Consider the following 19,936-nt stretch of genomic DNA (forward strand, 5'->3'; position numbering starts at 1 on the left):
GGGCTTAACGGGACATCGCCTGTTCAGCGAGGCTCTGGTTGACCGTGACCGTGTATCTGGATTGCAACTGGGCAACGATCTGGTCGAGGATGTCGTCGCCAGCAGCATTGGCAACCTGGGCGACCTGCTGATCGTCGTTGCTGAGAGCATCCGTTGTCGGATTGTCGTTGACGTCGGTCACCTTCAGCAGGATCTGGGTCGTATCGTCGGCACCGATCGAGTTGGCGGCAGTATCGATCGGGCCGGAGAACACGGCCGCGACGCCACCCCGGCCGAGAACCGGGTCGTCAGTCGAGCGCGTGACATTTGTCTTGTTTTCAACGGCAATGCCGAGCGGCGCTGCGATATCGGCAAGCGACTTGCCCTTCTGCGCCTCCTGCTTCAACTCGGTTGCCTTGGCGGCAAGCGCAATTTTCTGCTGCTCGGCAGTCCAATCGGCGACGACCTTTTCACGGACATCGGCAAGCGCGCGATCGTGATCGGGCGTGATGTTCAGGATGTCATACCAGATATAGCCATCGTTGCCGACGGTCAGCGGAGCGGGGTTGCCACCCTGTTCGGCCTTGAAGACCTCCGACAGCAGTTGTTGGCGATTAGGCAGATCCTTGATCTCGTTGCCCTTCTGATCCAGGCCGGTCGCGTCGATCGCGTCAATCGTGACCAGTTTCAGCTTGAGCTGCGATGCCGCTTCCTGAAGCGAGGCGCCGGAACCGCGCAGATCCTCGAACTTGTCGTGGACGCTGGTGATTTCGTTGGCGGCGTTGCCGAGCGCGATCTGCTTGCGGATGTCTTCCTTGACGTCGTCGAAGTTTTTCGCCGTCTCATCCTTTACGTTGGTGACGCGCAGAATGACGGGGCCGAACGAACCTTCGACCACGGGCGTTGTGCCGCCATCCTTCGTGACGCTGAAGGCAGCGTCGGCAACGGTCTTGTCCGGAACCTGATCCTTGGTGAAGTTGCCGAGCAATACGTCAGACGGCTTCTTGCCTTGATCGGAAACAAGCTGGTCGAAGGTCGTGCCGGTCTTCAGCGCATCAGCAGCTGCATTGGCAAGATCCTTATTGGCAAAGGTCAGCTGTTCGATCGTTCGCGTGGCCGGCGTCTTGAAGCTGTCCTTGCGCTTGTCGTACTGGGCGCGCAGCTCATCATCCGACACACTCGCCGGATCGGCCAGGTCCTCGGCCTGCAGCTTTACATAGGCGAACTTGCGATATTCCGGAGCGCGATATCTGGATTTCACGCCTTCGAACCACTTGGACAGCACGTCATCGGCCGGGGCCTTGACCGGATCGATATTGGCGTTGGTGAGCAGCAGATAATCGATGCTGCGGCTCTCATCATGATACTGCTTGACGGCATCGACCAGAACCTTCGGCGCAACGAAACCGTTCGATACTGCCTCGACGATCTGGCTGCGGATAGCGACCTTGCTGCGTTCCTTGATGTAATCGTCCGGAGTGATGTTGCTGTTGCGAAGAAGCGTCTCGAATTTCTGGCGATCGAACGCGCCGTTTGCAGCCTTGAAGGCCGGATCGTCACCGATGAGCTTGGCCAGGCGATCCTGAGAAAGACCCAGGTTCATATCGGCTGCAAGCTGATCGAGCGAGGCGCCGGCAACGAGCTGCGCCACGGTCTGCTGCCCTATGCCGAAAGCGCGCGCCTGGTCAGGCGTGATTTGCATGCGCAACTGCTGGCTGATTGCCTGAAGCTGGCGACGATAGGCGAGGCGGAATTCGTTGGTGTCGATCTGCTGATCGCCGACCATTACCACCGTGTTGCTGTTGCCACCGGTGATGAGCGACCGTTCGACGCCCCATATGCCGAAAGCCGCCGCGAGAAGAAGCAACAAGCCCTTGGCAACCCAGGTCTGGGCGATTTTTCTCAGCACATCGAACATCGGAAAGCAAACCTCGTCATCATCAAGTCTTCGCACGCGAGCGAAACAATCGGAGTTCCTTAGAGCAATCCGAACCGGAATTGAAGAGCCATAGGGGAAATCACCCCACGAGGGACAAAAGTGCCGGAACCTTTGACGTTCAATGACGTTCTACTCCCCAAGAAAACATAAGGAGCATATGATGGCAGAGACGAAATCAGCTTCCGCCCAGTCATCCGCAGCGCGAGCACAGACCGAAACGGCAATGGAGGATCTAGCCGCCCAGGTCGCAGCGTTGCGCGAAGATTTGACGAGACTCTCGCAGAGCGCAGCCGCTGTGGGTCAGGGAGCAAAATCTGTCGTCGCCGAGGAAGCCGAGGAGATTACAGAGCAGTTCCGCGAAAGAGTTCGCCAGGATCCGATTTTCATGGTCGCTGCTGCTGCAGGCATCGGCTATCTCATCGGGCTCCTGAGTCGGCGTTAGACTTAACGCCAAACTCTCGACAGGATGAATGAGCCCCACACGTTCATCCAGCTGTGGAATTGCCGGAAAGGCGCGAACGGTTCGATCGTTCGCGCCTTTTCAATTCGAGGGATAATGGCGGGCATATAAAGCCTACCGTGCAAAGTAATTTTCTGCCCCCGGTTGCAGCCCGGCACTGCGACATCTTTGTGACACCGCTGCGACATCTTCGACCATCGCGATTTCTTGATGCGCCGCCCCCTTGTATCAGGTGGATGCTTACTATACGTACACATAATTATAAGGGTGCTTATCAATAGCAGACTTCCAACACCATGAACTCGACACCAACTCTCGGCTTTGTTCTCCACGACGTTGCCCGACTTCTTCGGAAGCGGTTCGAGCAGCGCGCTAAGGATTTGGGGCTAACGCGTTCGCAATGGCAGACGCTTGCCTATCTCGCCAACAATGAAGGCATCCATCAGGCCGGACTGGCCGAAATGCTGGAAATCGAACCAATCACACTGGTTCGCATTCTCGACAAGCTGAGCGAGCGCGGCCTCGTGGAGCGCCGGCAGCATCCGAGCGATCGCCGCAGTTGGCTGCTCTACATGCGCGAGGAGGCTCGTCCTTTGATCGACGCCATGCGCGACATTGGCGAACAGACCCGCAGGGAGGCGCTCGAGGGCGTGCCCCAGGAGGATCGTGAACGCCTCCACGAATTGCTTATCCTAATGAAATCGAACCTGCTTCACGTCTGCCGTTCGAAGGCAGTCGATAAAGAGATACAACATGGCTGACGCATCTTCCTCCCTACGCGTACCTGCAAACGCAAATTCATCCGAACAGAATCAGGCGCTCGTCGCCGAGGCGCCGTCGTCTCCTCCGGCGTCGCAGCCTGCCACGGCAGCGGCGGCTCCAATTGCGCCTCCCGAGGCGCCACGCAAACGCCGCAAGCTGACGCGGCCGATTCTCTTCGCCCTGCTTCCCGTCGCTCTCGTCATCGGCGGCTACTATTACGTTACCGGCGGGCAGATCATGTCCACCGACAATGCCTACATCCAGGCTGATATGGTCGGCGTCTCCACCGATGTTTCCGGCACGGTGATTTCGGTCGATGTGCATGAAAACGAAGTGGTGAAGAAAGGGCAGGTGCTTTTCCGCCTGAAGCCCGATTCCTTCCGCATTGCACTGGAGGGCGCACAGGCGCAGCTCGGCAACGCAAAGAACCAGATCCTGAACCTGCAGGCCAGCTACACCCAGTCTCTGGCCGAGATCGCACAGGCACAGGCCGACATTCCCTACTACCAGACGGAACTCGAGCGGCAGCAGAACCTGATCAACAGCTCGGTCGCCTCAAAGGCGGCTCTCGACCAGGCGAAGCACAATCTTGAGGCTGCGCAACAAAAGGTTTCTGTCGCCAAGGCGCAGGCCGCCACAACGCTGGCCCAATTGGGCGGCGAGGGCGCGGCCAATCTGCCGGTCGAACAAAATCCGCTTTATCTGCAGGCCAAGGCCGCCGTCGACAACGCGCAGCGCGAGCTCGACGACACGGTCGTAAAGGCTCCCTTCGACGGCGTCACCGCCAACGTTCCCTCGCTCCAAGTCGGCGCCTATCTGACGGCTGCCCAGCAGGGCTTTTCGCTGGTATCCACCACCCATATGTGGATCAACGCCAGCCCGAAGGAAACCGAACTTACCTACGTGCGGACCGGCCAGAAGGTAACGATATCGGTCGATGCCTATCCGGGCGTCACCTGGAAGGGCACCGTCGCCAGCATAGCTCCGGCCTCCGGTTCGAGCTTCTCGCTGTTGCCAGCCCAGAACACCACCGGCAACTGGGTCAAGGTCGTCCAGCGCATACCGATGATCATCAGCATCGACGAAACGCAGGGCAAGCCGCCGCTGCGCGTCGGAATGAGCGTCGTCGCCGATGTCGACACCGGCCATGCCCGTGGCCTGCCTGACTTCATTAGCAACCTGCTGGGCCATTCCCGCGGTCAGGACCATGAGTAACGCCACCACTGCTTCGCCATCAGCGCCCATCGCCCATCGCGGCGCGATCACGGCCTGTGTCATCCTGTCGGTCATCATGCAGGCGCTGGATACCACCATCGCCAACGTTGCCCTGCCTCATATTCAGGGCGACGTGTCGGCGAGCGCCGACCAGATCAACTGGGTTCTGACATCCTATATCGTCGCGGCGGCGATCATGACGCCGCCCTCCGGTTTCCTTTCGGCCAAGTTCGGCCGTAAGCGTGTTCTGCTGACGGCAATCGCGGGCTTCGTCGCAGCCTCAGTTCTATGCGGCCTGTCGGAATCGCTGGCGCAAATCGTCGGCTTCCGCCTGCTACAGGGATTTTTCGGCGCTTCGCTGGTGCCGCTGTCGCAGGGAATTCTTCTCGATATCTACAATGTCGAGGAGCGCGGCCGCGCCATGGCGCTGTTCGGCGTCTCGGTGATGGTCGGACCGGTGCTCGGTCCCGTGATCGGTGGCTGGTTGACCGACAATATCAGCTGGCGCTGGGTGTTTTACATCAACGTGCCGATCGGCGCGCTCGCCTTCTTCGGCATTGTCGTCTACGTGACCGAGACCAAGCTCGACGCGCTTGCCAAACTCGATTGGTTCGGCTTCGGGATGCTTTCGATCGCCATCGCAGCCCTGCAGCTCTTCCTCGACCGCGGCGAGCAGCTCGACTGGTTCTACTCGGGCGAGATCATCATCGAGGCACTCGTCTGCGTCTGCGCCTTCTATCTCCTTATCGTACACACGTTCACGGCCGAGCGAAGTTTCGTCAATCCCAGGCTATTCCTGGACCAGAACTTTGCCGTCAGCATGCTGTTCATCTTTATCGTCGGCGTCACCTATCTGGCCTCGCTGGCGCTAATGACACCCTATCTGCAGACATTGATGGGATATCCCGTCGTGACGGCCGGTATCGTCATGGGGCCGCGCGGTCTGGGCACGATGTTCTGCATGTTCCTTGTGGGCCGGCTGATCGGCAAGGTGGACACGCGCCTGCTGCTGTTCCTCGGCCTCGCGCTGACCGCATGGGCGATGTACGACATGACCGGCTGGACGCCCGATGTTTCGCAGTGGACGCTGATCTCGGTCGGGTTCGTCCAGGGTGCGGGTCTCGGCTTTCTGTTCGTGCCGCTGACGACGATCGCCTTCGCGACGTTGCCGGCGCAGATGCGCGGCGAGGGAACCGGCCTCTACAACCTCTCGCGCAATATCGGCTCGAGCGTCGGCATTTCCGTCGTCTCGATGCTGATCACCGAGAATACGCAGGTCAACCACGCGAACATCGCCGCCTATGTGACGCCGTTCAACCGCTATTTCGACGCGACGGCGGCTCACGGTATCAGTCCTCTGACGGCAGTTGGCCGCGCCACGCTCGACGGCATGATCACCACGCAGGCGACCATCATCGCCTATATCGACGACTTCAAATTGCTGATGCTGATGTCGATCTGCGCCATACCGCTGCTGGTGCTCTTGCGCAAACCGTCGGCGCCGCCCGCCGTCGACCACAGCGTCGCAATGGAATAGCTGCGCAGTCTTTCCAGTTTCACTGCGTGGCCGTATGACCGCCGGGCGCCACCCCGGCGGTCTCTTTCGTAAAGCGCCTCCGTCTGCGGGGATCGCGAAAAAGCGCTATCTCACAGCTCTCGCGCATTCCCAGCCAAAGCCGCAGCGCACTATTCCTGGAATTGCTTTGTCAGGGAAAACGGCGGCTGACGAAACGCGACCCCGCCGCACCGAAACGCCAGAGCGGGTCGACGTTCTTCGTGATTCCGATGCGCTTGTCGGCGACGATCGCTACCGGCTCGGCGAGCGAGAATGTGAATGGCGGTTGGTCGAGCGATATGCCGTTCAAGCCGATGTCGATCGCCAGTGCCTGCGACAGCTTTCCTGGTCCGTTGCAGAGAGACACGATATTCGCCATACCGCGACGCGCGAGCATCTCATCGATACCATTCTCCGGCTCCAATGCCCGGATGAGCGCAGCGCTCCCCGTAAGGCAGACGAAATTCAGGCACCAGTGAATGCCATAGGAGCGGTAGATATAGACATGGCCCGGCGGCCCGAACATGGCAGCATTGCGCGGTGTCTTGCCGCGAAAAGCATGGGAGGCTTCATCGTCAGGCCGATAGGCCTCCGTCTCGACGATGCGCCCGCCGATGCCCCCGACAGAAAAGCGTGCACCGACCAGATCCGATGCGACGACGACAGCGTCACGGTTGAAGAATGCCGACAGGGCGGCTCCGGCCAGAGGTTTAGACCCAAGCGCGAGGGTTTGATCGTCTGATGTCATGAGCGGAAGCGGTGTCCCTGCAGCGATGCCAAATCTTTCGCATAAGCAATGACATCATGGAATGCATTTCTGACCATGCGTTGATGAATGGCGGAAGAGGTGGGATTCGAACCCACGGTACGGTTTCCCGCACGCCGGTTTTCAAGACCGGTTCCTTAAACCACTCGGACACTCTTCCTGTCATGGCGACACTGCGCCTTTAAAAGTGGTTGGCTCGCTTTACCGCTATTCGGGCGGAACCGTCAACCGGGCTGCCATGCATAAGCGACAACCAATTGTGAAGCACGGTAAAAGGCGTCGGTTATTTTCGCTCAAGATGCGGCTAAATCCTTGATGGTCGTCCAGACGGTCTTCGCGAGGCACCCGCTAGGCGTTGACGGGTTGTGCGGATTGCGCAGCACGCGTGCCGAGCAAGACCAGCGGGACGGCGACGGCGTAGATGGCGATCACCGAAAGCCAGATGGCGCCAGGCCACTGCTTCTGGACGACGAAATAGAAGGTGGAGAACGCCAGCGGACTGATGACGGAGGCCAGGCTGATGGCTGACGTCAGCACACCCTGAAGCTGCCCCTGACGGGCCTGATCGACCTGCCTGGTGGCGAGAGCCTGGAAGGCGGGCGAGCCGATGCCGGCAAGCGCGAAGATCGGCATGATGGCGAACACCATCCAACCCTGGTTGGCAAAGGCCATGACAACCAGTGCGACGCAGGCGCAAGCGATCCCGACCACGACAGCCCATCTCTCGCCGAACAGTTTGGCCGCAGGGCCAGGCAGGAATATCTGCACCAGCGTTTGGCAGACGCCGAACGCCCCGAGCGAGAGGCCGATCCAGAGACCATTCCATCGGAACGTATCGAAGCCCCATAATGCCCAGCAGGTGCCGTAGGCTTCGCCGGTAGCGCTCAGGATAAAATAGACCAGAACGATCGGCATCAGTCCCTTCATCGAGAAAACCCAGCGAAGTGGCTGAAGCGGATTGAATGCCGCCAGATCGATCTTCCGACCTGACGAAGCGCGGGATTCGGGGAGAACGAACAGGGCCATGAGCAAATTGCAGCCGTTCAGGATGGCTGCTGCAATGAAGGGAAGCCGCAGCCAGTAGTCGCCGAGCAATCCGCCGAGAACTGGGCCGACGATGAAGCCAACGCCAAACATTGCACTGAGAAGACCGAAGCGGCGGGCCCGCTTGTCTTCCGGCGAAATGTCAGTGATGTAAGCCGTTGCCACGGAGATATTGGCGCTCGTCAGGCCGGCGACGGCGCGACCGAGTAGCAACATCCAAAGCTGCGGTGCAAACGCCATGATGACATAGTTGACGGCAGCGCCCGCCAGCGAAATGAGCAGCACAGGTCTCCGACCGAGATTGTCGCTGAGCGCACCGAGCACGGGCGCGAAGACGAACTGCATTGCGGCATAGAGCGCAGTCATGATGCCGATATAAGGCGCGATGTTCTGAGTGTGGGTCACCTGCTCGAGGAGCCGGGGAAGAATGGGGAAGATCAGGCTCATGCCGACTGCATCGAGGCAGATGGCGGCAAAGATGACGATAAGGGGCTTGTTCATGGTCAGTTTTAATCCGGTGAAATAATGAGCTTGCCCATCACGCGACCTCTGGCGCTGATGTCTTGCGCGAGCGCCGTCTGTTCAAGCGGGAAGGTCTGCTCCACATGCAGGCGGAAAAGAGCCTCCGAGCAAAGTCGGGCTACATCGGCGAAGATCAGCTCCGGATCCTTCGGAGGGCCGTGAGAAAATTTCGCGCCGTATTCCTCTGCCGAAAAATCGGCAACGGAGAGAACGCGCGCGGGGTTACCGACGATCGCGATCAATTCCGGGATCACCCCCGAGCCCGCCAGATCGAGCGCAGCATCGATGCCATTTGGCGCGAGTTTCTTGACGCGTTCCGCGATCCCCGGTCCGTACGTCGTCGGCAGAGCGCCGAGAGCGCGCAAATAGTCGTGTTTGGGTGCGCTTGCCGTGCCGATGACGGTAATCCCGCGCAGGCGAGCCAGCTGAACCACGGCCGAGCCAATTCCGCCCGCAGCACCGCTCACCAGAAGCGTTTGACCGGATGCGATACCGACCTCATCCAGGGCGCGCGTCGCCGTATCGACGATGACAGGCAGCCCACCGGCAACTTCGAACGACACGCCCTCCGGCTTATGCACCCAATGCGAGAGGATCGCATACTGGGCCATCGTATTCTCGCCAAAGCCGAAAACGGCGTCTCCGACCGAGACATTGGAAATGCCGTCGCCAATCTCGTCCACGATTCCCGAGGCCTCGACACCGAAGCCCGCGGGAAAGGAAACCTCCTCGAAATCGCGATATTGCCCATCCCGACGCTTCCAATCGGAGGGATTGACGCCAGCCGCGCGGACAAGGATGCGCACCTGGCCAGGGCCAGCATGCGGTTCATCGACCTCGACAATACGAACGACTTCCAGACCGCCGTATTCGTTGAACTGCACTGTTTTCATGATTCACTCCTCGTTTTCATGATTCACTCCTCCAGCCCGTCATTCGAGAAGGCGCTGAATTATTCGTATTAAGTCCAAATGTATATCCAGTACATATTTAAATATGACTGAACGCGACATAGGTCAATAAGAAATATGTATTCAGTACAAAAACGATGCTATCGATGCGGCATGACAACGACGATCGACCGCCGAACCCGCAAGCGCCTTGCCACACGGCAAAACATTTCCAATGTCGCCACCCGCCTCTTTTTCGAGCGTGGCTTCGATCACGTGACGGTGGACGAAATTGCCGCTGCCGCCGATGTCGGGCGGATGACGGTCTTCAATCATTTCCCCCGCAAGGAAGACATGTTCTTCGACCGCGACGAAGAGGCGAGGGAGATGCTGCGCGAGGTTTTGCGGCAGCGAGACGTCGATGTCGCGCCCATCGAGGCATACCGCTTGCTCGCACATCGGCTCGTTGCGGAGCAACATCCTGCCGTCAATTTCTCTGCCCGCAGCCAAGGCTTTGTCGAGACGATAGAGGGGAGCGAAACCCTCAAGGCCAGGGTGAGGGCGATACGCGACGAGATCGCTGATGTCGTCATGATGGCGCTATCGGAAAGTGTAGGGCGAAACCCTGCCGATCCCGATGCCAAACTGGCGGCGAGCCTCCTTCTGGCGACCTGGACCGTGGCCTTCATCCAGGCGCATCAGACGTTTCGGCAGGAGCGCGACACGAAGAGGGCCACGGATGCGTTCCTCGCCATCATCGACAAGGGCGCAATCGGCCAGAAAGCAGCTCTGAACGGCACGCCTTACGCCTGATGGCGCGACGCGGGCGCAATACATGCCTCTCGCATGAAGTATTATTGACAAAAGATAAGTCGGACTTATTGTTAGCATGCTTCAGTCAGCTTTGACCCCTGACCTGGCAAATGTGGCCTGACCGTCTCCAGCGGTCGGGCCACTCTATTTTTGCGCCTAAGACGTGTCGCACCGCCAAATACTAAAGCGCGCCGCGATCTTTCAGATCCGCTTCACGCGCTTTAGCTCTTTGATTTCACGCATGTCGTAGTCGCAAAACCGCTGCACACTTTTGCGCGACATGCTCTAGCCCCGATTTTGCAGATGATTGACCAGGGCTCGCAGCTTCGGCGCCATGTGACGACGGCTCGGATAGTAGAGGTAGAAGCCGGAAAAGCGTGGGCAGAAGCTTTCGAGAATGGCCACAAGCTCACCCCGTTCGATGTATGGACGGAAACTTTCCTCCATGCCGAAGGTGATCCCTGCGCCGGCGACGGCGAGCTTGGTCATCAACGCCATGTCGTTCGTCGTAATCTCCGGCGCAACGGCGACGCTGTAATCCTTGCCATTCTCGGCGAATTCCCAGCGATATGGCGCGACCTTCGGCGCGGGACGCCAGCCGATACAACGACGGGCGACAAGCTCGCGAGGATGAGCAGGCGCGCCGAAGCGTTGCAGATATCGTGGCGAACAAACGGCCAGTTGCCGCTCATCGCCGGCGACGGACAGCGCAATCATGTCCTGCTCGATCACTTCGCCAAGACGAACGCCCGCATCGTAGCCCTCGGCAACGATGTCGAACTCTTCGTCCGTTACCGTGATATCAAGCTGGACCTCCGGATTCGCCTCGGCAAAGCCCGCAAGCAAAGGGCCGGAGAGAAATCGCTCAGCAATGGATGAAACGGCGAGACGTAATTGTCCGCTTGGCGGTCCTCGCAAGTTTCCGGCGACTTCCGCTGCTGTGCGCATTTCCGCAATCGCGGGTGCGATGTCGCCAAAAAGTCTTTCACCAGCCTCGGTGAGACTTACGCTGCGGGTGGTGCGCAGTACCAGTGCGATGCCAAGCGTCTCCTCCAGCCGCCGGATCGTCTGGCTGACTGCCGATCTTGTGATGCCCATGCGTTCTGCCGCTGCGCGAAAACTTCTTTCTTCGGCGACGAGCGCAAACACGGCAAGCGTATTGAGATCCGGCTGCATTGGTTATTTCAGCTTTCCATTGAGGTAACGAATGGTCGTCTTATCATAACAATGGGGCGGATCTACCTTCCTGACAACTGCCACGGCAGTTCGAACAACAATCAGGAAGGAAATGATTATGTCCCTCAACAAAGTCGTCCTGGTCACCGGTGCATCAAGCGGCATCGGCGCCGGCATTGCCCGGGAACTCGGCAGGGCCGGAGCCAAGCTGATGCTGGGTGCACGGCGTACAGATCGTATCGAAGCGCTGGCAAAAGAGATCCGCGAAGGCGGCGGGGAGGCTGCAACGCAGCGCCTCGATGTGACCGACCGCCTGGATGTTGAAGCCTTTGCCGAGGCGGCGCGCCGAAACTTCGGCCGCGTCGACGTGATCGTCAACAATGCCGGCGTCATGCCGTTGTCGCTGATGGCGTCCTTGAAGGTCGACGAATGGGACCGGATGGTCGATGTCAACATCAAGGGCGTGCTCTACGGCATCGCCGCAGTCTTGCCCGAGATGACGACCCGAGGTTCCGGCCATATCATCAACATTGCGTCCGTGGGAGCGCTCTCCGTGTCGCCCACGGCTGCCGTCTATTGCGCCACCAAATATGCGGTGCGTGCCATCTCGGACGGCTTGCGGCAGGAGAATGAAAACATTCGCGTCACCTGCATTCATCCCGGCGTCGTGGAAAGCGAGCTCGCCGAGACGATCACCGATCCTGTCGCCGTGGAGGCGATGAAGACCTATCGCGCCATTGCGCTTCAGCCCGACGCGATCGGACGAGCGGTCCGCTACGCGATCGAACAACCGGACGATGTCGACGTCAACGAGATCGTCATTCGCCCGACCCGCACGCGATGAGGCGGAGGCAGCGGCGAGCCGTCGCTTGGTTTGCTTTCAGTGCCGGAATTCTTGCCGGCACCACTATCATATTCCCCATACAGAAAGGTCACGCAGAGATGAGCGTCGAACGAAATTCGGATACGCAAACGCCGGAAAACCACCCCTATGTCGGACTATGGGTTACCGCCGATGGCTATATCCGCCACAACCTGCTTGCGAATGGTCGCTATGACGAGGCGCGCGGCACGCGGGAGAGCGCCTATCAAGGGCGCTACGCTGTCCGGGGCAATCACATCGATTATTGGGACGACACCGGCTTCACTGCCGATGGAACATTCATCGATGACGTGCTCCATCATGCGGGCATGATCCTCTACCGGCGAAAGTAGACATAGCGCCGCCGACCGCCCAAGCCTCCAAGTTGAGCGTTCGGCTGCCCTCTCGACCTTGGTGGAAAAAAAACGACGGGGCATGTCACAGATGGATCTTCTGGCTTGTCTTATCCTTCGCAACACCATTTTCGAAGGAGACAACAATGGTCCGTCAACGTATCGCAATCGTCTATCACACGGGTTACGGACATACAGGCCGCCAGGCAGAGGCCGTCGCGGCAGGGGTCGAACAGGTCGCCGGTGTCGAAGCCATGCTGCTATCGGTCGACAAGGTGGAGCGGCATTGGGACGATCTTCATACCGCCGAAGCCATAATTTTCGGTTCGCCGACCTATATGGGCACCATCTCGGCGTCGTTTAAGGCGTTTCAGGAAATGACGTCGAGCGCAGTCCTCGCGAAAGGCTTTCTTTGGAAGGACAAGATCGCCGCCGGCTTTACCACCTCCGGGTCACGCTCCGGTGACAAGCTTTCGACCCTCATCCAGCTGGCGATTTTTGCCGCACAGCATGGAATGCACTGGGTCGGCCTGGATCTGCCGCCGGCAAACTGCTCGTCAACGGGCTCGGAAGCGGATATGAACCGGCTTGGTTTCTGGCTCGGCGCGGGTGCCCAGGCAAATGTCGATGAAGGTCCGGAGACGGCACCACCCGAGTCCGATCTTGCCACGGCGCGTTATCTGGGAAGACGCGTCGCGTTGACGACGCTACAATTCGTTCGCGGCCGCCAAGCCGTTGCCGCCTCTTCTCAATACGCTCTCGCGACCCAATGACCGAAACAAACGCCGATCCGACCCTCTCAGAGCTGCGACCGCGCCTTGTCCGGCTTGCCTATCGGATGCTCGGATCGGTGGCGGATGCAGAAGACATTGTGCAGGAAGCTTGGCTGCGCTGGCTTGCGACCGACCATGCGTCGGTTCGCGAGCCAGCCGCATTCCTGCGCACCATCGTCACCAGACTTTGCTTGAACGAACTGAAATCGGCTCGACGCCGGCGTGAGACCTATGTAGGACCTTGGCTTCCCGAGCCGATCTTCGATCCGCAGGACGATGATGCCGCAGATGACGTGACATTGCCGCTGATGCTTGCGCTTGAGCGCCTGTCGCCGCTGGAGCGCGCCGCGTTCCTGCTGCACGATGTCTTCGGCATGGATTTCGAAGAGGTAGCTCTGACGATCGATCGCGAGGCAGCTGCCTGCCGCAAGCTGGCGAGCCGGGCGAGGGCACATATCGTCGATGCCCGCCCTCGTTTTGCGATCGGACGGGAGCAGGGGCTCAAATTCGCCGCCGCCTTCTTCACCGCATCACGCACCGGCGACATGGCCGCGCTTCGCACCATGCTTTCGGAGGAAGTCATCGCCTATGCGGATGGAGGCGGCAAAGTGCCGGCGTCACGGCAGCCGCTCATCGGGCTCGACGCTGTCATGCGGCGTCATGAACAGATGGCGCGTGGCTTCCGAGTGCAGCCATCGCAACTCATTCGCTATGCTCTCATCGACGGCTTGCCGGGCTTCGTAACGATGGAGGGCGGCAATGTCGTGCAGACGACGGCGCTGCATGTCGAGCAGGATAAGGTGATTGCCATCTACTGCACGCGCAACCCCGACAAGCTGCAACATATAGCAGGCGCCACGACACATTGATTGTTGACCTGGCGAGGGGCGAGGTGCGAGATCGCGTCTCCACAGTCGTTATGAGCGCATTCGCCTGAAAGGAACAGCCATGCAGCGCTTCAGCATACACCGCCTGGAGCGTGGCGATGCATCCGCATTCCGCGATATCCGTCTCGAGGGACTGTCTCGCCATCCCGAGGCCTTCGGCGCCTCCTATGAGGACGAGCTGCAATATAGCGAAATGCAGATCGGTGACCGTATTGCCAACAATTTCATCTTCGGAGGCGTCTGTGAGGACAGAGCGCTTGCGGGTGTCATTGCCGTCAACAAATCCCACGGCGCGAAGATGCGGCATATCGCTTCGATCTGGGGGATGTATGTCCGGCCGAAAGCACGAGAGACCGGTCTTTCGCGCCTCCTGATGAGCGCGGCCGTCGATGAGGCGAAAACCACGTGTCGTTCGATACGTCTCAGCGTCGTTTCATCCAACGGGGCAGCTATCCGCCTTTACGAATCCTTCGGCTTCAAGGCGTGGGCTACGGATACCGAGGCGCTCAGAGTCGGCGATGTCTATCACGACGAAATACTGACGAAATACTGATGCGCCTCGATACGGGCAACTGAAGGACTGTCCCATTTCTTGCTTGCAGCATTGGGGCAACAGCAAGAATTCGGCTTCAACTGTCCCATGTTCGGACCGCGTCAACGATCGGGAGGCAGCGGAACCGCGCTATTCTAGGCGGTTCGCCGGATCTGTGGAATTTTACTTTGCATTAACCACGATCTTCAGAATTTTCCCAGTGCGCTCAATTTGCATCGCAAAATCGCCAAACTCCAATCATGATTAAAGTACCGTTAGGTGATTGAGGCGTAGCAGAATACCGGAACGAGGGAAGTACCGGTCAGCAGACCTCCGTCAAAGTAATGAGTAGCGGCGTGGGACAGATGAAATTCGAAAATCGTGCGATGACATACGCAACGGGTATGCGTTGGTTTGCTCTCTCACTGATGTGCGCAACCATCACGGCCTGCGGAACGACTCAGAAGGTCGCGACCAAGCGCCAGCACGGCAAGGAATATTTCTCCGAGAAGGAATATGGCGTCAAAGCCAGCCCTCGCGTCGTCAACAACGGTCCGGTGCCGAAGGGCGGCGGTCGCTTCATGGTCGGCAATCCCTACCAGGTGAAGGGCAAGTGGTATTATCCCAAGGAAGATTTCGGCTATAACAAGGTCGGCATCGCATCCTGGTACGGCTCGGCCTTCCACGGCCGCTTGACAGCAAATGGCGAAGTCTACGATCAGCAGTCGCTGACTGCTGCGCATCCGACTTTCCCGCTGCCCAGCTATGCGCGCGTCACCAACGTCGAGACCGGCTCTTCCATTATCGTTCGCGTCAACGATCGCGGCCCTTACCATCCCGGCCGCATCATCGACCTTTCCAACAAGACGGCGCAGATGCTCGACCTGCAGCACAGCGGCACGGGTGACGTGCGCGTGCAGTATGTCGGCCGCGCCCGCATGGACGGCCATGACGATCCCTATCTGATGGCGTCTTACATCCCGAAGGGTTCACGCCTGCCGAGCATCAATCCCGGCGGCCAGATTGCGAGCGGCGTGATGGTCGCGTCTGCTGGCCGGATGACGGCCGATCAGCTGCCGGATTCGGATTCGTATACACCAACCCCGACACGCGCCACGCGTGGGCAGCGTAGTTTCGAGTCGACGCCGGCGATTGCTCCTATTCCGCGCCAATCGCCTTATTCGGCAACGGCTTTCGCCGATGCTCCGAAAGCGGCCTCCAATGGCGACAAGCGCAACAATCTGCCCCCGATGACCTGGAACGGTGGCCCGATGCCGACAGCCGAATCCGCAGAGCCGGTCATGGTTGTTCTGCCGCAGATCGGACCGATCCCTTATGAGCGGCCGGGTTCCTCGCATCGCATGGCAAGCCTTGGTGATCAATCGCTTGGTTCTACGGTTGCTGCCTATCAGAATACCCCGGTCAAGACGGTCTATGTCGACCTGGCTTTCGATGCCGTCATGGTCCGCAACGACGGGCTGACTCAGGAATCGATCCTCTCGGCTTATCGCCGCCAGCATCAAGGCACGACGCAGACCGATTGATCGGCGTCATTGCCTGAATCTTCACCTATCACTAAAATAATGGTGCGGTGATCGGATTGCGGGGACGGTATGCCAAAGCGCTTGATTCTTTTGTTCCTTTTTGTCCTTGGCATCGGCCCTGCAGTTGCTGAGGCGCAGCCCGCTGTTCCCGGCGCTTTCGATACGAAGGCCGCGCAGGCTTTCATGATAGAGGGCTCGACCGGTACGATCCTCCTCGCCAAAAACGAAGATCAGCCGATCTCTCCCGCCTCGCTTGCGAAGCTGATGACGCTGGATGTCATCTACGATGCCGTCGGGCGAGGGGAGATTTCACTCGATACGGAGTATCCTGTCTCGGAAAACGCTTGGAGAACAGGTGGTGCGCCCTCGCGCGCATCGACGATGTTTGCGGCGCTGAAATCTCGTATCCGCGTCGGCGATCTCATTCAGGGTGTTGCGGTTCAGCAGGCAAATGACGCCTGCATCGTGCTGGCCGAAGGTATTTCAGTGAGCGAGCGTGAATTTGCCCGACGCATGACGGCGCGCGCGCGTGAGATCGGCATGTCGCGGGCGACATTCACGAATTCCACCGGCCTGCCCGACGCAAACGATCCGAACAGCGGCGGCAAAGTCTCGATGCGCGAACTGGTGACACTGGCGCAGGACCTGCAGCAGAAGCATGCGGACCTCTACAAGTATTTCGGCCAGGCGGATTTCACCTGGAACAAGATCTACCAGCGCAATAAGAACCCTTTGCTGCTGCTGAATATCGGCGTTGATGGCCTCGGACTTGGTTTCGCAGACGGCGAGGGATTTTCCATCGTCGCCTCGGTGGAGCGCGATGGGCGCCGGCTTTTTCTGGCGCTCGGCGGTCTGAAGAGCGACAAGGAACGTACGGAAGAAACCCGCCGCGTGCTCGAATGGGGTCTCAGCAATTTCAAGAGCCAGCGTATCTTCGCTCAAGGAGAGGCGATCGGCGATGCCAGTGTCTATGGCGGCGCCCAATCCACCGTCAGCCTTGAAGCGAAAGTTCCTGTCGATGTCTATGTGCCGGTCGATACGCCGGATCGCCTCTCGGCGCGAATCGTCTATCGCTGGCCGCTGAGCGCGCCTATCGCAACCGGCTACGAAGCCGGAACATTGCGTGTGTTCCTGGGCGCGCGACTGGTTCGCGAACTGCCACTTTACACAAAGGAATCAGTTGCTCAGGGCACGCTCAGCCGCCGGGCTTTCGACGCCTTCATGGAACTGGCCGAATCTCTGCTGTTCTCCTGGCTGTGGGATAAGCCCTTGCCAAGCTGATGGCTGTGCCGCTCGCGAAATCCCTGTTTACACCCCATATAGAGTGCTATGCGCCGATAGATGCACGGTTCCACCCCGGCACGTCTTGGGTTAAACAGGATAGGTATCGCAGGCTACAGCGCCGTGCGTCATATGTGACGTGCAAAGGTCGTCGTAGAGTTTCAGGTCTGCTGCATAATTCCTGAAATCGATTTCGATTTCAGGAATTATGCAGTAGGCAGGCGAAAAGTGCAGGACACGATCATTGGCTGATGCAAACGGACTATTCGTAAGCTTCGAAGGCGGGGAAGGGGCGGGGAAATCCACCCAGATCCGCCGGTTGGCCGAGCGCTTGCGTGAGCGCGGCCATGATGTACTCGTGACGCGCGAACCCGGTGGATCGCGCGGGGCCGAAGCCGTACGCCATGTTCTGCTTTCGGGGGCTGCCGAGGTTTTCGGCACCCGGATGGAGGCCATTCTTTTCGCCGCAGCACGCAATGACCATGTCGAGGAAGTCATTCGCCCGGCACTGTCGCGTGGCACTATCGTCCTTTGCGATCGCTTCATGGACTCGTCGCGTGTCTACCAGGGCGTGACCGGCAATCTCGAACCCGACTATATCGAGGCGCTGCAAAGGGTTGCCGTCAATGGCGTCATTCCCGATTGCACGCTTATCCTCGACATCCCTGCGGAAGTCGGGCTTGAGCGGGCGCGCAAGCGCGCCTCCACGCTCGCCACGCCCGATCGTTTCGAAAAGGAAGAGATGCAGACCCACGAGAAGCGCCGGGAGGCTTTTCTCGACATTGCCGCACGCGAACCGGAGCGCTGCCACGTCATTGATGCGCAGCGTTCGGAGGATGAGATTGCCGGTGAAATCGCTGGAATCGTCGACCGGCGGCTTGGACCTGCTGCAGAGGTTGCTGCCGAAAGATCGGAAGCGGCACAATGAGCGAGGAACGACCCGGTGTTCTGGACGGCGCAATCGCGCCGCAGGACAACCCCAGGCTCTTCGGCCATGAGGATGCGGAAGCCTTTCTCACGCAGTCCTACCGCTCCGGCAAGGGCCATCATGCCATCCTGATCGAAGGTCCGGAGGGGATCGGCAAAGCGACACTTGCCTTTCGCTTCGCCAACTATGTTCTATCGCACCCCGATCCATTGTCTGCACCCGAGATCATGCCGGATCCGGACTCCGCATCCGCCATCAGTCGGCAGATTTCGAGCGGCGCATCCCACAATCTTCTGCATTTGAGCCGGCCGGTCGACGACAAGACAGGCAAGGTGAAGTCTGCGATCACGGTGGACGAGGTACGCCGTGCCGGAAAATTCTTCTCGCAGACCTCGGGGACGGGCAACTGGCGTATCGTCATCATCGACCCGGCGGACGATCTCAATCGGAATGCAGCCAACGCAATTTTGAAAATCCTTGAGGAGCCGCCGAAACGCGCGCTGTTCCTCGTATTGTCGCATGCGCCGGGCCGGCTGTTGCCGACGATCCGTTCGCGCTGCCTGCCCTTGAAGCTAGCGCCGCTCGAGAACGAACCCTTGCGCTGGGCGCTCGAAAATCTCGGCGTACCGCCGGGGCAGGGGAACGAACTGCTTCCGGCAGCCAAGGGAAGTGTCAGCGAGGCGCTCAAGCTGCTGAACTATGGTGGCGGAGAAATCATCGATGCTTATCGGCAGGTGCTTTCGGCGGAGGGACCTGCAGCGCGCAAGGCCATGCACCGCCTCGCCGATGCGCTTTCCGGCAAGGACAGCGATACGATCTTCGGCTTCTTCCTGTCTCATATCGGTGACGATATCGTCGAACGGGCAAGGGCTGCCGCGCTTGATGGATCTCTCGCTACTGCCGAGAGGCTGGCGCGTCTCCATTCGGAGACAACCGAGCGGCTCAATATATCGCAAGCCTATAATCTCGATCGAAAACAGACGCTCATCACCATTCTGGGCGAACTCAAGCAACAGCTTTCGGCATAGATCGATTGTGCAGCGCAAGCTGGAAAGCCGCCAACAGGCGCTTCAGGCCCATTGCGGAGTTGCAAGCGCTGCTGAGCTGAAACAGCGCCTGTGGTGATGCTTGCGCGAAAGCAGTCACGTCACAAAAGGCATTACATCCACCCCGTCACCGGGAAAAATGGTGATGTGCGGGTGATCCTCGAACAGGCGGGCAGCGGCATCAGCGCTCTCCGCTTCGACCACCAGATAGCCGCAGAATGAATTCGTGGCATTTACGACCCCGTCCTTGGTCATGCGTGTCGTCTTGCCCACCATTCCGCCACGATCAAGGATGGATGAAGCATTCTTTTCCTCCCATGCTGCCCACTCTTTGACACCGGCGGCGTCCACCGCGTCCTGCTCGGCTTTAGGCCGGGTTCGAAACGACGCTAGATCCTCGGGATTCATGGTGTAAACAGCAAGAAAGCGGGGCATCGGCAGATCCTCCATGTGTCTTGAAGGCTGCCAACTTACACGCCTCACCTCGGAAATCACACTCCGACAAACAGCGTGGACATGGAAAGGCACCTTATGGTGCAACACAGCCGATCCGGCAATCGACCTAGCTGGCAGCGCCTCCTGCGTAACGTCGCGCTACGCATGGCGCTG

The 19,936-nt window shown here is 59.3% G+C and carries 20 protein-coding genes and 1 tRNA gene; 14 read left to right on the plus strand and 7 right to left on the minus strand.

The window, feature by feature from the left end; all coding sequences use genetic code 11:
• Positions 1 to 4: 4 nt before the first annotated feature.
• A complete protein-coding gene (locus tag ACIQJ2_RS13775; RefSeq protein ID WP_400669467.1) occupies positions 5 to 1,897 on the minus strand; it encodes a SurA N-terminal domain-containing protein in 1,893 nt (630 codons plus the stop codon).
• A gap of 181 nt (positions 1,898 to 2,078) precedes the next feature.
• On the opposite strand from ACIQJ2_RS13775, the gene ACIQJ2_RS13780 reads away from it, so the two are divergent.
• The 4 genes from ACIQJ2_RS13780 to ACIQJ2_RS13795 all read left to right on the plus strand — a co-directional run bounded on the left by ACIQJ2_RS13780 (position 2,079) and on the right by ACIQJ2_RS13795 (position 5,892).
• The gene (locus ACIQJ2_RS13780; protein WP_199149058.1) at positions 2,079 to 2,360 is read left to right on the plus strand and encodes a hypothetical protein; all 282 of its coding nucleotides are present in this window, start codon (positions 2,079 to 2,081) and stop codon (positions 2,358 to 2,360) included.
• Between the two features lie 314 nt (positions 2,361 to 2,674).
• Positions 2,675 to 3,139, plus strand: a complete 465-nt coding sequence (locus ACIQJ2_RS13785) for a MarR family transcriptional regulator (RefSeq protein ID WP_199149057.1) — start codon at positions 2,675 to 2,677, stop codon at positions 3,137 to 3,139.
• On the plus strand, positions 3,132 to 4,355 hold the full coding sequence (locus ACIQJ2_RS13790) for an HlyD family secretion protein (RefSeq protein WP_400669471.1): 1,224 nt from the start codon (positions 3,132 to 3,134) through the stop codon (positions 4,353 to 4,355). Before ACIQJ2_RS13785 ends, ACIQJ2_RS13790 begins: the two co-directional genes overlap by 8 nt.
• The gene (locus ACIQJ2_RS13795) at positions 4,348 to 5,892 is read left to right on the plus strand and encodes a DHA2 family efflux MFS transporter permease subunit (protein ID WP_199149055.1); all 1,545 of its coding nucleotides are present in this window, start codon (positions 4,348 to 4,350) and stop codon (positions 5,890 to 5,892) included. Before ACIQJ2_RS13790 ends, ACIQJ2_RS13795 begins: the two co-directional genes overlap by 8 nt.
• 169 nt (positions 5,893 to 6,061) lie before the next feature.
• Here ACIQJ2_RS13795 and ACIQJ2_RS13800 read toward each other — a convergent pair whose 3' ends face one another.
• The 4 genes from ACIQJ2_RS13800 to ACIQJ2_RS13815 all read right to left on the minus strand — a co-directional run bounded on the left by ACIQJ2_RS13800 (position 6,062) and on the right by ACIQJ2_RS13815 (position 9,135).
• A complete protein-coding gene (locus ACIQJ2_RS13800; protein ID WP_400669475.1) occupies positions 6,062 to 6,658 on the minus strand; it encodes a DNA-3-methyladenine glycosylase in 597 nt (198 codons plus the stop codon).
• Positions 6,659 to 6,746: 88 nt separating this feature from the next.
• Positions 6,747 to 6,836, minus strand: a tRNA-Ser gene (locus tag ACIQJ2_RS13805).
• A gap of 188 nt (positions 6,837 to 7,024) precedes the next feature.
• Entirely contained in the window at positions 7,025 to 8,221 is a 1,197-nt protein-coding gene (locus tag ACIQJ2_RS13810) for a TCR/Tet family MFS transporter (RefSeq protein ID WP_400669478.1), read from the minus strand.
• Between the two features lie 8 nt (positions 8,222 to 8,229).
• On the minus strand, positions 8,230 to 9,135 hold the full coding sequence (locus tag ACIQJ2_RS13815; RefSeq protein ID WP_400669481.1) for an NADP-dependent oxidoreductase: 906 nt from the start codon (positions 9,133 to 9,135) through the stop codon (positions 8,230 to 8,232).
• Between the two features lie 171 nt (positions 9,136 to 9,306).
• Here ACIQJ2_RS13815 and ACIQJ2_RS13820 point away from each other — a divergent pair, with 171 nt between their 5' ends.
• On the plus strand, positions 9,307 to 9,945 hold the full coding sequence (locus tag ACIQJ2_RS13820) for a TetR/AcrR family transcriptional regulator (RefSeq protein WP_400669484.1): 639 nt from the start codon (positions 9,307 to 9,309) through the stop codon (positions 9,943 to 9,945).
• 285 nt (positions 9,946 to 10,230) lie between these two features.
• On the opposite strand, the gene ACIQJ2_RS13825 is transcribed toward ACIQJ2_RS13820, so the two are convergent.
• Positions 10,231 to 11,121, minus strand: coding sequence for a LysR family transcriptional regulator (locus tag ACIQJ2_RS13825; protein WP_400669487.1), 891 nt, complete (start codon positions 11,119 to 11,121; stop codon positions 10,231 to 10,233).
• Between the two features lie 118 nt (positions 11,122 to 11,239).
• Between ACIQJ2_RS13825 and ACIQJ2_RS13830 the strand changes: the two genes are divergently transcribed.
• The 9 genes from ACIQJ2_RS13830 (at position 11,240) to ACIQJ2_RS13870 (ending at position 19,309) form a co-directional block, all read left to right on the plus strand.
• The gene (locus tag ACIQJ2_RS13830; protein ID WP_400669490.1) at positions 11,240 to 11,965 is read left to right on the plus strand and encodes an SDR family oxidoreductase; all 726 of its coding nucleotides are present in this window, start codon (positions 11,240 to 11,242) and stop codon (positions 11,963 to 11,965) included.
• A gap of 98 nt (positions 11,966 to 12,063) precedes the next feature.
• A complete protein-coding gene (locus ACIQJ2_RS13835) occupies positions 12,064 to 12,336 on the plus strand; it encodes an Atu4866 domain-containing protein (RefSeq protein WP_400669493.1) in 273 nt (90 codons plus the stop codon).
• Between the two features lie 146 nt (positions 12,337 to 12,482).
• The gene (locus ACIQJ2_RS13840; RefSeq protein WP_400669496.1) at positions 12,483 to 13,109 is read left to right on the plus strand and encodes a flavodoxin family protein; all 627 of its coding nucleotides are present in this window, start codon (positions 12,483 to 12,485) and stop codon (positions 13,107 to 13,109) included.
• The gene (locus ACIQJ2_RS13845; RefSeq protein WP_400669499.1) at positions 13,106 to 13,978 is read left to right on the plus strand and encodes a sigma-70 family RNA polymerase sigma factor; all 873 of its coding nucleotides are present in this window, start codon (positions 13,106 to 13,108) and stop codon (positions 13,976 to 13,978) included. The genes ACIQJ2_RS13840 and ACIQJ2_RS13845 overlap by 4 nt, the downstream gene beginning before the upstream one ends.
• 79 nt (positions 13,979 to 14,057) lie before the next feature.
• Positions 14,058 to 14,549 carry a GNAT family N-acetyltransferase gene (locus tag ACIQJ2_RS13850; protein ID WP_400669502.1) on the plus strand — a complete coding sequence of 164 codons (492 nt, stop codon included), beginning with the start codon at positions 14,058 to 14,060 and terminating at the stop codon, positions 14,547 to 14,549.
• Between the two features lie 344 nt (positions 14,550 to 14,893).
• The gene (locus ACIQJ2_RS13855; protein WP_199149045.1) at positions 14,894 to 16,072 is read left to right on the plus strand and encodes a septal ring lytic transglycosylase RlpA family protein; all 1,179 of its coding nucleotides are present in this window, start codon (positions 14,894 to 14,896) and stop codon (positions 16,070 to 16,072) included.
• 69 nt (positions 16,073 to 16,141) lie between these two features.
• Complete coding sequence (locus ACIQJ2_RS13860) at positions 16,142 to 17,353, plus strand: D-alanyl-D-alanine carboxypeptidase family protein (RefSeq protein ID WP_400669505.1); 1,212 nt, start codon at positions 16,142 to 16,144, stop codon at positions 17,351 to 17,353.
• Positions 17,354 to 17,597: 244 nt separating this feature from the next.
• Positions 17,598 to 18,281: a dTMP kinase gene (gene tmk / locus ACIQJ2_RS13865; protein ID WP_400669508.1), complete on the plus strand. Its 684-nt coding sequence runs from the start codon at positions 17,598 to 17,600 to the stop codon at positions 18,279 to 18,281.
• Complete coding sequence (locus tag ACIQJ2_RS13870; RefSeq protein WP_400669511.1) at positions 18,278 to 19,309, plus strand: DNA polymerase III subunit delta'; 1,032 nt, start codon at positions 18,278 to 18,280, stop codon at positions 19,307 to 19,309. The genes tmk and ACIQJ2_RS13870 overlap by 4 nt, the downstream gene beginning before the upstream one ends.
• Before the next feature lie 114 nt (positions 19,310 to 19,423).
• On the opposite strand, the gene ACIQJ2_RS13875 is transcribed toward ACIQJ2_RS13870, so the two are convergent.
• On the minus strand, positions 19,424 to 19,762 hold the full coding sequence (locus ACIQJ2_RS13875; RefSeq protein WP_400669514.1) for a hypothetical protein: 339 nt from the start codon (positions 19,760 to 19,762) through the stop codon (positions 19,424 to 19,426).
• Positions 19,763 to 19,936: the final 174 nt, after the last annotated feature.

Origin of the sequence: Rhizobium sp. NPDC092011 (assembly GCF_044756305.1) — a bacterium.
In the GTDB taxonomy this organism is placed as follows: Bacteria; Pseudomonadota; Alphaproteobacteria; order Rhizobiales; family Rhizobiaceae; genus Rhizobium.

Bases quoted from the DNA above. Each gene is read 5' to 3' on its own strand.
- ACIQJ2_RS13775 (WP_400669467.1), bottom strand. From the start codon at position 1,897: ATGTTCGATGTGCTGAGAAAAATCGCCCAGACCTGGGTTGCCAAGGGC.
- ACIQJ2_RS13780 (WP_199149058.1), top strand. From the start codon at position 2,079: ATGGCAGAGACGAAATCAGCTTCCGCCCAGTCATCCGCAGCGCGAGCA.
- ACIQJ2_RS13785 (WP_199149057.1), top strand. From the start codon at position 2,675: ATGAACTCGACACCAACTCTCGGCTTTGTTCTCCACGACGTTGCCCGA.
- ACIQJ2_RS13790 (WP_400669471.1), top strand. From the start codon at position 3,132: ATGGCTGACGCATCTTCCTCCCTACGCGTACCTGCAAACGCAAATTCA.
- ACIQJ2_RS13795 (WP_199149055.1), top strand. From the start codon at position 4,348: ATGAGTAACGCCACCACTGCTTCGCCATCAGCGCCCATCGCCCATCGC.
- ACIQJ2_RS13800 (WP_400669475.1), bottom strand. From the start codon at position 6,658: ATGACATCAGACGATCAAACCCTCGCGCTTGGGTCTAAACCTCTGGCC.
- ACIQJ2_RS13810 (WP_400669478.1), bottom strand. From the start codon at position 8,221: ATGAACAAGCCCCTTATCGTCATCTTTGCCGCCATCTGCCTCGATGCA.
- ACIQJ2_RS13815 (WP_400669481.1), bottom strand. From the start codon at position 9,135: ATGAAAACAGTGCAGTTCAACGAATACGGCGGTCTGGAAGTCGTTCGT.
- ACIQJ2_RS13820 (WP_400669484.1), top strand. From the start codon at position 9,307: ATGACAACGACGATCGACCGCCGAACCCGCAAGCGCCTTGCCACACGG.
- ACIQJ2_RS13825 (WP_400669487.1), bottom strand. From the start codon at position 11,121: ATGCAGCCGGATCTCAATACGCTTGCCGTGTTTGCGCTCGTCGCCGAA.
- ACIQJ2_RS13830 (WP_400669490.1), top strand. From the start codon at position 11,240: ATGTCCCTCAACAAAGTCGTCCTGGTCACCGGTGCATCAAGCGGCATC.
- ACIQJ2_RS13835 (WP_400669493.1), top strand. From the start codon at position 12,064: ATGAGCGTCGAACGAAATTCGGATACGCAAACGCCGGAAAACCACCCC.
- ACIQJ2_RS13840 (WP_400669496.1), top strand. From the start codon at position 12,483: ATGGTCCGTCAACGTATCGCAATCGTCTATCACACGGGTTACGGACAT.
- ACIQJ2_RS13845 (WP_400669499.1), top strand. From the start codon at position 13,106: ATGACCGAAACAAACGCCGATCCGACCCTCTCAGAGCTGCGACCGCGC.
- ACIQJ2_RS13850 (WP_400669502.1), top strand. From the start codon at position 14,058: ATGCAGCGCTTCAGCATACACCGCCTGGAGCGTGGCGATGCATCCGCA.
- ACIQJ2_RS13855 (WP_199149045.1), top strand. From the start codon at position 14,894: ATGAAATTCGAAAATCGTGCGATGACATACGCAACGGGTATGCGTTGG.
- ACIQJ2_RS13860 (WP_400669505.1), top strand. From the start codon at position 16,142: ATGCCAAAGCGCTTGATTCTTTTGTTCCTTTTTGTCCTTGGCATCGGC.
- ACIQJ2_RS13870 (WP_400669511.1), top strand. From the start codon at position 18,278: ATGAGCGAGGAACGACCCGGTGTTCTGGACGGCGCAATCGCGCCGCAG.
- ACIQJ2_RS13875 (WP_400669514.1), bottom strand. From the start codon at position 19,762: ATGCCCCGCTTTCTTGCTGTTTACACCATGAATCCCGAGGATCTAGCG.